11 protein-coding genes and 1 tRNA gene are annotated in these 14,147 nt (G+C 42.2%); 3 read left to right on the top strand and 9 right to left on the bottom strand.

Annotated elements, in window-relative coordinates; all coding sequences use genetic code 11:
• A complete protein-coding gene (locus PP181_RS14235; protein ID WP_154920651.1) occupies positions 1-984 on the top strand; it encodes a tetratricopeptide repeat protein in 984 nt (327 codons plus the stop codon).
• Positions 985-1,051: 67 nt separating this feature from the next.
• Positions 1,052-1,717, top strand: a complete 666-nt coding sequence (rpe, locus tag PP181_RS14230; protein ID WP_154920649.1) for a ribulose-phosphate 3-epimerase — start codon at positions 1,052-1,054, stop codon at positions 1,715-1,717.
• A 159-nt stretch (positions 1,718-1,876) separates the two neighbouring features.
• Here rpe and PP181_RS14225 read toward each other — a convergent pair whose 3' ends face one another.
• Entirely contained in the window at positions 1,877-2,302 is a 426-nt protein-coding gene (locus PP181_RS14225) for a CBS domain-containing protein (protein WP_246160924.1), read from the bottom strand.
• A gap of 274 nt (positions 2,303-2,576) precedes the next feature.
• Here PP181_RS14225 and PP181_RS14220 point away from each other — a divergent pair, with 274 nt between their 5' ends.
• The gene (locus PP181_RS14220) at positions 2,577-3,560 is read left to right on the top strand and encodes a YpdA family putative bacillithiol disulfide reductase (protein WP_272637587.1); all 984 of its coding nucleotides are present in this window, start codon (positions 2,577-2,579) and stop codon (positions 3,558-3,560) included.
• On the opposite strand, the gene PP181_RS14215 is transcribed toward PP181_RS14220, so the two are convergent.
• The 8 genes from PP181_RS14215 to ftsA form a co-directional block, all read right to left on the bottom strand.
• Positions 3,557-4,960 (bottom strand): TolC family protein, encoded by a 1,404-nt coding sequence (locus PP181_RS14215; RefSeq protein WP_272637586.1) that lies wholly within the window; start codon positions 4,958-4,960, stop codon positions 3,557-3,559. The two genes, PP181_RS14220 and PP181_RS14215, sit on opposite strands and share 4 nt — an antisense overlap.
• 6 nt (positions 4,961-4,966) lie before the next feature.
• Positions 4,967-8,113, bottom strand: coding sequence for an efflux RND transporter permease subunit (locus tag PP181_RS14210; RefSeq protein WP_272637585.1), 3,147 nt, complete (start codon positions 8,111-8,113; stop codon positions 4,967-4,969).
• Between the two features lie 29 nt (positions 8,114-8,142).
• Entirely contained in the window at positions 8,143-9,264 is a 1,122-nt protein-coding gene (locus PP181_RS14205; RefSeq protein ID WP_272637584.1) for an efflux RND transporter periplasmic adaptor subunit, read from the bottom strand.
• Positions 9,265-9,284: 20 nt separating this feature from the next.
• Positions 9,285-9,743 (bottom strand): GbsR/MarR family transcriptional regulator, encoded by a 459-nt coding sequence (locus PP181_RS14200; protein ID WP_161595367.1) that lies wholly within the window; start codon positions 9,741-9,743, stop codon positions 9,285-9,287.
• 400 nt (positions 9,744-10,143) lie between these two features.
• A tRNA-Arg gene (locus tag PP181_RS14195) sits at positions 10,144-10,217 on the bottom strand.
• 117 nt (positions 10,218-10,334) lie between these two features.
• A complete protein-coding gene (locus PP181_RS14190) occupies positions 10,335-10,784 on the bottom strand; it encodes a GatB/YqeY domain-containing protein (protein WP_272637583.1) in 450 nt (149 codons plus the stop codon).
• Between the two features lie 85 nt (positions 10,785-10,869).
• Entirely contained in the window at positions 10,870-12,780 is a 1,911-nt protein-coding gene (gene ftsZ, locus PP181_RS14185) for a cell division protein FtsZ (RefSeq protein WP_272637582.1), read from the bottom strand.
• 40 nt (positions 12,781-12,820) lie between these two features.
• Entirely contained in the window at positions 12,821-14,146 is a 1,326-nt protein-coding gene (gene ftsA / locus PP181_RS14180) for a cell division protein FtsA (RefSeq protein WP_138259345.1), read from the bottom strand.
• Position 14,147: the final 1 nt, after the last annotated feature.

The raw sequence follows: 14,147 nt of genomic DNA, 5'->3' as shown, positions 1-14,147 counted from the left end.
ATGAGTAAATTCAGAATAACAGTAGGCCAGGTATTTTTGCTATTGGGTTTTTTGATGGTTTTTTCCGGTTGCCAAGAAATCAAAAAGGAAAAAACAGAAACTCCAGAGACGGTATCCAATGCCTTGCAAACACCTCATAGATTCACAACGCCCTTGGGCAAGGAATTCAGTATACCTGAACCTTCCGAAAAAATGATTGCCCAATACCAAGAGGCGAAGCAAGCATACGAAAGCAATCCCGATAGCGCCAATGCACTGATTTGGTACGGGAGGCGGACCGCCTATCTTGGAAAGTATGAAGATGCCATCGATTTATACTCCAAAGGAATCGAGAAATTCCCTGAGGACGCCCGTTTTTATCGCCATCGCGGACATCGGTACATCTCTATCCGGGAATTCGAAAAGGCAATCTCAGATTTGGAGTTGGCGACAAAACTCATTGAAGGAAAGCACAATGAAATCGAACCCGATGGAATGCCCAATGCCATGAACATTCCTGTAAGCACACTACACGGAAATATTTGGTATCACTTGGGTTTGGCATATTATCTGGAACACGACTATGAAAAAGCATATGATGCGTATCTAAACTGCAGGAAATCAGGAGAGCTGGATGACAATATTGTTTCAAGTACGCATTGGCTATATATGATTCAGCGTAGGCTTGGAAACGAAACATTGGCAAATGAAATACTGGAACCTATTACCCAAAAAATGGAAATTATTGAAAACCAAAGCTATTACGAACTTTGTAAGCTGTACAAAGGTTTGATCCCCCTAGATTCCCTCCTTCTAACCAAATCTGGAAATCCATCGAACGATGCCGTGGCCTACGGACTTTCTAACTGGTTTTTTTATAACAATGATAAAGAAAAAGCCAAAGAGCTAATTTTGGATTTAGTGGATAGCCCTTCATGGAGTTCTTTTGGATATATAGCAGCGGAAAGTGATCTGATACATTACTTTGACAAGATGAAACCGTAAAGCGAATCACAATGGGTTATGCAAAACTCAAATCACTATTTTTGCATAATCATTTAGCAGATATAAAATGCAAAAAACAAAAATAGCCCCATCACTACTTGCAGCGGATTTTGGAAATTTACAACGTGATGTTGAAATGGTGAACAACAGTGTTGCAGATTGGCACCATATCGATGTTATGGACGGCGTTTTTGTCCCCAACATTTCCTACGGAATGCCCGTTATCAAGGCTATTCAAAAACATACCACCAAACCCTTGGACGTACATTTGATGATCGTTGATCCGGACAGATATATTGGCACCTTTGCTGAACTTGGTGCTGCTATTATAACGGTTCATTACGAAGCTTGTAGCCATTTGCATAGAACCATACAGGCTATCAAGGCAGCGGGTATGAAAGCTGGGGTTGCCTTAAATCCGCATACCAATATCAATCTGTTGGAGGACATTATCAGTGATATTGATTTGGTATTGATCATGAGCGTGAACCCGGGTTTTGGTGGCCAGTCCTTCATTGAAAACACCTACGAAAAAATCAAGACCCTAAAGGAGCTTATCCAGCGAAAAAATGCTTCGGCCCTTATTGAAATAGATGGCGGCGTATCCACGGAAAATGCTAGAAAGTTGATCGACGCCGGTGCGGATGTATTGGTAGCCGGCAGCTTTGTCTTCAAAAGTGAAAACCCGTTGCAGACCATTTCGGAGCTTAAATCGGTCGCGGATGGAATTTAAACTACCCCAGACGTACTACTTGAGGCATTCATTATAGTCTTGGTTTTTGATTTCAGATGAAGCTTAAGGAAAAGAGAACCTTCGGCTTTACAATTATTAAATAGCAAAAGGTGGCCAACGGATCACAAGGATTCTGACCACCCTATGCATAACCTAAAACTAATACTGCTCCAAAAGGTATTTTATCAAATCGGTAGTGGTAACAATCCCTACCAATTTTTCGCCATCAACGACCGGAAGGGCGTGAAATTCCCTATTTGCCAAAATTTCGGCTACTTCTTTGATCGTTGTATTTGAGGAAATACTCTTCAGGTTTTTGGCCATCACTTGTGAGATGGTGAACATATTATAGACAATGGTTTCCACATCGGAATCCTCTTCGTAGGCGCCATCGGCAAAACTGATTCGAAGCAAATCCGTCAAGCTCAACATTCCAATTATGGCATCACCTTCCACAACGGGAATATGGCGAATATGGTTCTCCTTAAAAAGGCGTTCCGCAGTTTCCAATTGATCGTTACTGTTTAAGGTGATGATCTTTTTTGTCATAATGGTGGATACGGGTACTCTATGTCTTAGACTCATAACTATGATTTTTAATGATATTTAAAGTTCGGTTAAACAAAGGGCCTAAAGCATGATATAAATCATATACAATAATAAATTGCGTCCCTTTTTCAATTTATTTTCAGCCTTTATTTCTAACTAAAATGGCTAGTTTTGGAAAACGGTATTTCGAAGTCTGATTGAGTAAATTACCTCTGGGCAAGCCCACGAGGTATTCTTTGGAAACGAACTTTTAATTTCGAGGCAAACCTCGGGGTATTAACCCTTTTGAGGTGCCAATAAAATATAGTCAATGGGATTATTGGATATTGCGATTATAGGAGGAGGGCCAATTGGTATCGCCTGTGGACTGGAAGCACAAAAGAAAGGACTTTCCTATGTTATACTGGAAAAAGGGCCCATTGTGAATTCCTTGTTCAATTATCCGGCGAACATGCAGTTCTTTTCCTCTTCGGAGCGATTGGAAATAGACGACATCCCATTTATCAGCAAAGAGGCCAAACCGAAGCGAGACGAAGCCCTGGAGTATTACCGAAGGATTGTGACATCCAACAAACTGAATATACAGCTTTTTGAGAAAGTGTTGGAAGTTCAAAAGGCTAACGATATTTTTCATGTAAGGACAAGCAAGGGACAGTACCAAGCAAATCACGTTATCGTAGCCACGGGTTTTTATGATATTCCCAACCTACTGAACGTACCTGGGGAGGATTTGCCAAAAGTATCCCATTACTACGATAATCCCCATTATTATGCCGGTCAAAAAGTAGCGGTCGTAGGCGCCAGCAACAGTGCCATCGATGCGGCCCTGGAATGTTGGAGAAAGGGTGCGGAAGTTACGTTGATTATTAGGGGTACGGAAGTCGGTCAGCGCGTAAAGTATTGGGTACGGCCGGATATCATCAACAGAATTGAGGAAGGCAGCATTACCGCCTTCTACAATAGCACTGTAAAGGCCATTCACGAAGATACCTTGGAAATTACAAATGAAAAGGGAGAGACCAAAACGATTCCCAATGATTTTGTACTGGCCCTTACAGGCTATAAGCCCAATTTTCAGTTCTTGGAAATGCTGGGTATACATATTACCAAAGATGAAAAGCGATTACCGGAATACGACCCGGAAACCATGGAAACCAATGTTGAAAATCTTTATTTGGCAGGGGTAATCTGTGGCGGTATGGAAACCCACAAATGGTTTATAGAAAATTCAAGGATCCATGCAAAAATGATTGTTGCGCATATTCTGGACAAAAACCAAAAAAGACATCCTTAATTCCAGCCTCCACCCAAAGCAAGGTATAAGTTTACCACGGCTTGTAACTTATTGTTTTTGGTAGAGATAAGGTCCAAATTTGTATTCAGCGCATTTTGTCTTGCGTTCAGTACTTCCAGATAATTAGCCAGACCATTATCCAATAGCTCTTGGGAATATTCCCGGGCCATGGTATAAGCTTCATACTCCTTTTTCTTCACTTCAATTTTTTCCATGGCCGCTTGGTAGGAATAAAGTGCATCGGATACTTCCTTGGAGGCATTCAGCAAGGCATATTTAAAATCCAACTTTGACTGTTCCTGTTGGGCCTGACTTACTTCATATTGTGTTCGTATTCTCCTACCATTGAACAATGGCTGTGTAAGTCCTCCTACAATGGAAGCAAACAAGGAATTGGTATCGAACAATTTATTAAAATCCAAACTTTGAAGTCCTCCATTGGCGGTTAGGGTAATGGATGGGTAAAAATTACTTCGGGCAACATTGGTAAGTTCAAAAGCATTTACCAGACCATACTCCGCGGATATAACATCGGGCCGGTTCGCCAAGAGTTGGGTGGGTACCCCAATACTTAGCGGTGTATTTATTTTTTGCTCTTCCAAGGTACTTCTTACAATTTCCTTTGGTTCATCACCCAAAATCAAGGACATGGAATTTTCCAAAAGCTTTACTGAATTTTCCAAGTCGATCAACAATGCCTGTGCCGTATACAATTGGGCCTCCGTTTGTTTAACGGCCACCTCCGTAACATTCCCCGACTCTTTTAAAGCTTTGGTAGTCTCCAATCCGCTGGAACGGGTTTCTATGGTCAATTTCGTAATCTGGATTTGCTCGTCCAAAGACAATAGTTGATAATAGAGGGAAGCTATATTTCCCACCAAGGTACTTTTCACCGCTTTATGGGCGGCGACTGATTGTAGGTAACTTGCCTCGAAAGCCCTTTTATTACTTCTTATTTTACCCCAAATATCAGCCTCCCAAGACAGTCCACCACTTACCTCGTATTGATCCAACCTACTAAAAAGACCTCCAAACTGACTATTCCCGGAAATCTCCGTATGGGTATATTTTGGGTTGAGATTCAGGGTAGGAAAATAGCCGGTCTTTCCCTGTTTTAAATATGCTTCCGAAATCAAAATGCGTTGAATGGCCTTTCTTATGTCAATATTATTTTGAAGACCTTCTTCTATATAACCTTGTAGATATGGGTCTGTAAACAATTCTTTCCATGAAATTGTTGCCAAGGAAACACTATCTCTTTGTAGGGAATCCGTTCTAAAATATTGTGACTCCAATACCACATCCTCCGGTCTTTCATACGTCTTGGCAGAAAAGCATGAAACCAAAATTATTGGCAAAAATGCCGTAAAACCAATTTTTATATATTTTGACAATCCCATACTATACTAATTATTCTGTTTTTCTACCGTTTCGAATTTTGGCTCTCCGGATATTTTTTCCTGTAACCACTGAAAGAAAATGAATAAGGTGGGAATAACGAATACACCCACTACGGTACCAATGAACAAACCACCCACGGCGCCGGTACCAATAGACCTATTTCCTTCTGCCCCTACTCCACCTGCAAGGGCCAAGGGCATCAATCCCAATATGAAAGCAAAGGAGGTCATCAAAATTGGACGTAGTCTTGATTCTGCTCCTTCCACGGCAGCATCAAGGATTGATAATCCTTGCTTTCTTCTCTGCAGGGCGAATTCCACAATTAAAATTGCATTCTTGGCAAGAAGGCCTACTAACATAATCAAGGCAATTTGGAAGTAGATATTATTTTGCAGTCCGGCCAATTGCGTAGTCAAATAGGCACCAAAAACTCCTAACGGCAACGAAAGCAATACAGAAAAAGGTATTAGATAACTTTCATATTGCGCCGCAAGCAGGAAATACACGAACACCAGTGACAATAGAAAAATAGTCGTGGTCTGGTCTCCGGCATTCACTTCTTCACGTGTCAGGCCGGAATACGCAATTGAAAACGTTGTCGGTAGGGATTTGGCCACTTCTTCCACGGCCTTTATAGCATCTCCCGAGCTATATCCGGGATTCGTGGCGGCCGTAATCTTCGTGGAGTTGAACAAATTAAACCGCGTTACCGATTGTGGTCCATACACCCTTTCCAAACTGATAAATTCCGTAATGGGGGTCATGACACCTTCGGAAGTTCTAACGAACATTTGGTCCAGATTGTCGCGATCCGCCCTATCCTCTGGAAGCGCCTGAACATACACACGGTACTGTTTACCAAAACGGGAAAAATCCGCAGCAAAGATACTCCCGATATACCCCTGTAGGGTGGCAAAAATACTACTTATGGATACCCCAAGTTCCTTGGCCCTTGGCACGTTTATTTCAAGTTCATATTGTGGATATCCCGTATCAAATGAGGATTGTGCGTACTGAATCTCCGGCCTTTGGGTCAAGTTGGCAATAAATTCCTTGTTCACCTTATCCAAATCCGTGAAAGAACCACTGGCGCGATCTAATAAATTTACCTCCACACCTGAAGAACGTCCAAAACCTGGAATACTTGGAGGGGCAAAGAATACTATATTAGCTTCAGGAATCGTTGCCGCCGCTCCAAACATTTTTGCGGTAATGGCCTCCATAGTCAACGAATCTGCTCCCCGCTCATCCCAATCCTTTAAACGAACAAAACCCAGACCGTAATTACTGCCTGCTCCTCCCAAAAAGCTACGTCCCTCAATAACGGAACCATCCAAAACCCCTGGTATTTTCTTTATTTTGGAATACAACTCTTCGTTGACCTCATGGGTTCTGTCAATGGAGGAACCCGGGGGAAGCTCAATGTTCATAAATACGATACCACGATCTTCATCGGGAACAAAACCAGTTCTAACCACACTGGATGACCACCAAATACCAACAAAGGCCAAAACAAGAATAAATGCGGTTACCCACTTATGTTTGTACAGAAAATGAACGGACCGGCCATATTTTTGAGTAGTCGCCCTGAAACCGCTATTGAAAGCATCGAAGAATCGCTGTTTAAAATTTTTCTTTTTTCCTTCATCCTCCTCTGTATGTGGCTTTAAGAACAATGCACAAAGTGCCGGGCTCAAGGTAAGCGCATTAATTGCAGAAATGATGATGGCCACAATCAAGGTTACACCAAATTGCTCATAAAATACACCCGTTGGTCCCGTGACAAAGGTTACCGGGATAAATACGGCCGCCATGACCAGTGTGATGGATATAATCGCTCCCGATATTTCGTTCATGGCCGTTACTGTTGCCTGTTTGACATCCTTGGCCCCCTTATCCAATTTGGCGTGTACCGCTTCCACAACAACGATGGCATCATCCACTACAATACCAATGGCCAAAACCAAGGCAAACAATGTCAACAAGTTGATGGAATAACCAAAAAGATTCAAGAAGAAAAATGTTCCAATTATGGAAACCGGAACGGCAATGGCAGGAATGAGGGTAGACCTAAAGTCCTGAAGAAAAATAAAAACAACCAAGAATACCAATAAAAAGGCCTCTACCAAGGTACTGGCCACTTTTTTTATAGAAGCGTTCAAAAAATTGTTGGTGTTGTAGGGTACAAAAATATTGATACCCGCCGGAAGGTCTTCCTTGATCTGTTCTAGCCTATTTTCAATTTCAAGAATTATTTCCCTGGCATTGGATCCCTTGGTCTGATAGATTCCCATGTTTACGGCCGGATGACCTGACGTCATGGAACTTGCTGCATACGACTGCGCCCCTAATTCTATTTCGGCAATATCTTCAAGCCTCAGAAATCGTCCATTGTCCAAAGCCTTTACTACAATATTACTGTACTGGTCCTGCGTTTTAAACCTTCCTCCATATTTTATCACATAGCTAAAGGCTTCGCCGTCGTTTTCACCTAGAGAGCCTGCTGCCGCTTCTAAACTTTGCTCGTTTAAGACGGCTACCACATCCGAAGGTATTAATCCATAGGCCGCTAATTTTTCGGGTTGCAACCAAATTCGCATGGCATAGTCCTTGGAACCGAATACATTGACATTACCAACTCCATTTACCCTTTGAATCTCCGGAATCACATTTATTTTAAGGTAATTCTGCACAAAGGTTTCATCATAATCTGGATTGGTACTGTAAAAGGACATGAACATCAGCGCACTGGTCTGTTGTTTTTGTGTAGTAACGCCGGTCTGTATTACAGCCTGTGGTAGTTGTGAATTAGCCCTAGCTACTCGGTTTTGCACGTTTACCGCCGCGATATCGGGACTTACATCTTGGTCAAAAAATACGTCTATAGTGGCCGTACCGCTATTGGTAGCCGTGGATGTAAGATAGGTCATCCCTTCCACACCGTTAATTTGTTCCTCCAAGGGAATAATTACACTTTCCAAAATGGTCTCAGCATTCGCACCGGGATAGTTGGCACTCACGCTAATGGTAGGCGGTGCAATGTCCGGATATTGGGTAATGGGCAATGAGGTAAGACCCAACAATCCCAAGATGACGATAATAATCGAAATTACGGTTGAAAGTACTGGCCGTTCAATAAACTTTTTTAGCATATTCTAATGTGTTATCCGAAGTTCTACTATTATCTGAATAAAATTTTAATGGGCTTTGCAACGCTATCGAAGGCAACGGATTTTGGAATAATTTTGGTATCCCCCCTTAATTTGTCAATCCCCAGACCCACAATTTTATCACCTTCTTTAATACCGCTTTCCACCAAGTATAGATTACGCACCTCGTTAATAACAGCAATACTTTTGGATACGGCCGTACTATCTGAAAGCACCTGATACACATATACACTGCCCTGTCTGTCAAAAGTACTTTCCTTGGGAACCACTACAACATTCTCAAACTTTTTGGGTATTCTGATCTTAGCGCTGTTGCCATTGGTCAAAATCCTTGAAGGGTTGTCAAATTTGGCCCTAAAGGTGATAGCACCCGTAGCGGCGTCCACTTGTGAATTTATGGTCTCAATTTTCCCTTTTTGATTATAAACCCTCCCATTCGCGAGAATTAGTTCAACTTCGGGTAAGTTCTGTATCTTTTCGTTTATGGTATTGCCTTTCGTATCCTGAATAAAATTCAGATAATCCTTTTCGTTCATGGAGAAATAAGCATACACTTTACTGATATCCGCAACAATAGTAAGAGGCTGGGCGTTGTTTGGACTGACCAAAGCTCCTCTTCTAAATCTGATGGACCCTACAAAACCATCAACTGGACTTTTAATACTCCCGTAGTTGATGTTGGCATTGATGGAATTATACGTGCTCTTTGCCTGTTGCAACTTTGCCTTTGCAGTTTCCAGCTGCACACTGCTGATAATATTCTTTTCAACCAAAGGTTTTAATTTATCCACTTCCACTTGAGCGGCATTGACGTTTGCCAAAGCAGCAGCGGCATCCTGACTTAGGGATTGGGTTTCCAATTTAAAAAGGGTCTCTCCTTTTTTTACCTGTTCCCCCTCATCCACCAAAACATCCGTAATATAACCCGAGATTTTGGCCCTAACCTCACTATTAACAATGCCCTCAATACTTGCCGGATAGGTAGTAAAAGAAGTGACATCCTTGGTGGGTATTTCTATTACCTGAAATGAAGGGGCTGCGGATTGATTACCCGAATTTTCATTGGTTTTACCTCCACAGGAAATTAAGATCAGAGTTGAAATTACAAATAGGAGCGTGTAGATTTTCTTCATTTTGAATAACTAAATAGTTTTTAATTTTGTTCTTTGAAATCCCTTATTCGTTGTAAGGTCTGTTCAATATTCAATTTTTCCTGCTCTAGGAAGTCGTGGAATATATTTCCGATATACCCCTTTTTTCTATAATTTTCAGGATTGTTCTCCTGATTGAACTTATTTACTTTTTGGGTAAGTTCTAGATCAGAAATTATCGTTTCAAACCGCTCTTTTAGCATGTTTTGCAAAAAACTACCAGAACTCCTAAAATATCTTTTCCGCTTACCTGGCCGTGTATAGTATTCCAAGTACTTTAATTGCAACAGGAGATTTAAATTTGTGGAAACAGAACTTTTACTGGCCTGGGTAATCTCCATGAGCTCTTCAAAAGAAAAGCCCTCTTGAGAGGATAAAACCATTATCGCATAGATTCGGGCGGCCAATGGTGGCAAATTGTGGCGCCTTTCAAAATAAAGCCCCAATTCCTCTATCAACATTCGTTTATGTTCTGAGCATAGCCCCATAGTACAAATTCTGTAACAAAGCTACTTTATAGTTCGTTTTGTTCCGAACTAACTATAATAAAATTTAGTTAATTTTTTAAAAATAGAATCGAGAGGATTGAATGATATTTGTGGGATACCAACAAAAAATCCAGATTCATTTAAATGAATCTGGATTTAATTAGTGACCGCGGAGGGATTGGCTGCGCCTTTCCCACAAAGCTCCGCTTTGAAAATAGTCCAAACAAAAAAACGCTCAAGCGGAATAAAATCAAAATGTAGAACCATATCGGGATTGGCTAAGCCTTTCCCTCAAAGCTCCGCTTTGAAAATAGTCCAAACAAAAAAACGCTCAAGCAAGCTTGGCGTTTTTTCTTTTTGAACTATTTATTCGTGACCGCGGAGGGATTCAAACCCCCAACCCTCAGAGCCGAAATCTGATGCGCTATTCAGTTGCGCCACGCGGCCTTATTTAATAATATGAGTAAAAGACTCAAATTTACCGTTACAATATTCAATTCACAAATCCGATGCTGGATTCTCCCGATAGCTATCGGGAGTGCCACTCGGTCATTATATTATAAACTAAGAACTTAATTTTTGTTTTACGATGGCTGATATGGTCTTACCATCCGCCTGACCGGCCAACTCCTTGGACACGATTCCCATTACCTTGCCCATGTCCTTCATGCTAGAAGCACCTGTGGCATCAATGGTCTGGACCACAACTTTTTCAATTTCTTCCTCAGTAAGCTGTTCTGGCAAGAACTGCTCGATTACGGCAGCCTGGGCCAACTCCGGTTCCGCCAAATCCTGTCTTCCTTGTTCCACAAAAATAGCGGCACTGTCCTTCCGTTGCTTAACCAATTTCTGCAGCAACTTTATTTCATCCTCTTCGCTTAATTCCTTTCCTGAGCCGCTGGTACTTTCCAACAAAAGAGCGGATTTGATGGCCCTTAAAGACTCCAAGGCCACCGTGTCCTTGGCCTTCATCGCGACCTTCATTTGCTCCATTACTTTTGCCTGTAAACTCATCGTTTGTGGTTTTTGGATTGCAAAGATAAATAATAAACCCGAAAACAAAATTTGTTTTCGGGTTCAAATAGATATCGAAATAACACTAATCTACATTATCGTGCAAGAACGAATTATTGGACCGCAATTGAATCTCATCGTTACTATCGTCACTTAAGGTCGTTCTTGAAATTTTTTTTTCCCTAGGGTTTTCGTTCAAATTAACGCCCTGCCTCTTATAGGCAGGCTCTTTCTCAATTTCATCAATATTGCTCAAGCTGTTTTTGAACTTGTAATTGAAATCCTTTAACTTTCTCCTTCGTTCGTCCGCACGCTGTCTAAGCAATTCCTCAATTGGGGTCTCCATGGGATCTATAGAGGTTTCATCCCTATTATGTTCCTTTGGGGCAACCGTTCTTTTTTCAAAAACCAGTTCGTCCTCTATAATTTTGGGTTCAAATTCCTCTGCTTTGGATTTGGCCCCGGTTAACCTATTCTCCAATTCCATATAATCGTCCAAACTGTATCGAGTCTCTCCTTTTTTATTGTACTCCAAAACAGGGATTATCTCCACGCTATCGTTTACGTCCAAATCCTTGATTTCATCATCCAAGTTAAAGACTACAACATTGTCCTTTTCATCATCCTCCAAGGGCATTTCAAAACTCATGGCAAATTGGTCCTCTTCTTCCCTTTCGTACCTTAAAACTTCAGGCTCTACCACTTCGATATCCCTAATTTTGGCCGTTGCATCTATAATTACAAAATCATCCTCGGACAAAGATTCGGCAATTACCTCGTCATAGAAGACGTTAAAATTCCGGATATAATTGGTAGTAGGAATCAAGTCAAAATCGCCCGAATCCAAAAACTGATAGCGCTCCTGGGGTTTTTCAATCACCTCCTCTTCCTCTTCAACTTCCAAGGCATGGACAGTACGTTTTGTAGTTAAGAGTTCAGCTTCCGCCTTTTGGTTGTCCTCCAATGTATGGATGATTTTTTTTGACTCGGTGTTTACGATATCATCCTGTTGTTCCACGTTAAATCCCGTGGCGATAACGGTAACCGCGATAGATTCGCCCAAGGACTCGTCCTCACCAACACCCATAATGATATTGGCACCATAACCCGCTTCAATTTGAATGTGATCGTTAATTTCCCCAATTTCGTCAATCGTAATTTCCTGCGCCCCGGAAACAATAAGCAACAATACGTTCTTGGCACCGGTAATCTTGTTATCGTTCAATAATGGGGAATCCAATGCCTTCATAATGGCCTCGTTCGCCCTTGAGGAACCTGAAGCTATGGCTGAACCCATGATTGCTGTTCCGCTATTGGAAAGAACGGTCTTGGCATCGCGCAAGTCGATGTTTTGTGTATAATGATGTGTTATCACCTCCGCAATTCCCCTAGCGGCGGTTGCCAAAACCTCATCGGCCTTTGAAAAACCGGCCTTAAACCCAAGATTTCCATAGACTTCCCGTAATTTATTATTGTTGATAACAATCAAGGAATCTACATTCTTCCGCAACTTTTCTATACCCTGATGGGCCTGATCACAACGCATTTTACCTTCAAACTGGAACGGCATGGTAACAATACCCACCGTTAGAATATCCATTTCCTTGGCAAACTTGGCAATTACGGGAGCAGCACCAGTTCCTGTTCCCCCACCCATACCAGCGGTAATGAAAATCATTTTTGTCGTACGGTCCAGCATTCCTTTGATATCTTCCATGCTCTCCATAGCGGCCTGCTCACCGATTTCCGGATTGGCACCAGCTCCCAATCCCTCCGTCAGTGATACCCCCAATTGAATCTTGTTGGGTACCGGACTATTGTCCAAGGCCTGTGCATCCGTATTGCAGATGACGAAGTCTACCCCGTTGATACCGGCCTGGAACATGTGGTTTATGGCATTACTGCCCCCGCCACCCACTCCAATGACCTTAATGACATTGCTTTGATTTTTTGGAAGATCAAAAGAGATACTATCAAATTCGTTGTGATTACTCATACTTTTATTATTACTGGTTATTATGCGCTTATTCTAGTTCTTATTCGGCGTTATCCAAAAAATCCTTCAACTTTTCGGACCATCGGTCAAAAACGGATTTCCGCTCCTTCATAGGTTGATTCACCTTAACCTCTTCTTCAAAACCGGCCATGACAGGTTCCTCCTCCTTCTTGATCTTATTTTTATTGATGGCCGACTTCCTTTCTTCCTTCCTAATGGCGTTCATTAACAAACCTACGGCCGTGGCGTAAAGTGGACTGGCCACTTCCTCGTCTGAATCCCCTGCTAAATGCTCGTTGGGGTAGCCTATACGGGTATCCATTCCCGTGATATATTCCACCAACTGCTTTAGGTGCTTCAATTGACTTCCACCTCCTGTAAGCACGATGCCCGCGATCAATTTCTTTTTTTGCTCATCATGACCATAGTTCTTGATTTCTACATACACCTGCTCTATAATTTCGACCACTCTGGCATGTATGATTTTGGAAAGGTTCTTTAAGGTGATTTCCTTAGGTTCACGGCCCCTCAAACCTTGTATGGATACGATTTCATTGTCCTTGTTCTCCCCGGGCCAAGCGGAACCAAAACGTACCTTAAGACTTTCGGCCTGTTTTTCTATGATGGAGCAGCCTTCCTTAATATCCTCGGTTATAACGCCGCCACCAAAAGGAATTACGGCCGTATGACGGATAATACCATCTTTAAAAATGGCCAGATCTGTAGTTCCGCCCCCTATATCGATCAAAGCTACTCCCGCTTCCTTCTCTTCCATGCTCAACACGGCATCGGCAGATGCCAGTGGCTCCAGGGTAATGTTCCCCAAGTCCAATCCGGCACTTTTGATACAACGGCCTACGTTCTTGATAGAGGAAACCTGGCCCACCACAACATGGAAATTGGCCTCCAGCCTGCCCCCGTACATTCCGATAGGCTCTTTTATTTCGGCCTGGCCATCCACCTTATACTCCTGTGGCAATACATGAATGATTTCTTCCCCGGGGAGCATGATCAGTTTATAGACCTGATTGACCAAGGAATCCAAATCGTCCTCATTGATAACTTCCTCTGAATCCTTTCTGGTAATATAGTCACTGTGCTGCAGGCTTCTAATGTGCTGACCGGCAATCCCTACCACAACGGAACCTATTTTTAGTCCGGAATTGGTTTCGGCCTGTTCCACGGCCTGCTGTATGGATTTTATCGTTTGCGTGATATTGTTAACAACGCCCCTGTGCACCCCGAGACTTTTGGATTTACCGATTCCCAAAATCTCGATTTTGCCGTACTCATTCTTTTTTCCGATGATGGCCACGATCTTAGTGGTCCCTATGTCCAATCCTACCGAATAATTTCCTTGTTCCATG

It is taken from the genome of Maribacter sp. PR66, from assembly GCF_028464205.1.
Classification (GTDB): Bacteria; Bacteroidota; Bacteroidia; order Flavobacteriales; family Flavobacteriaceae; genus Maribacter; species Maribacter flavus.
This window is presented reverse-complemented; position numbering and strand designations above follow the sequence as displayed.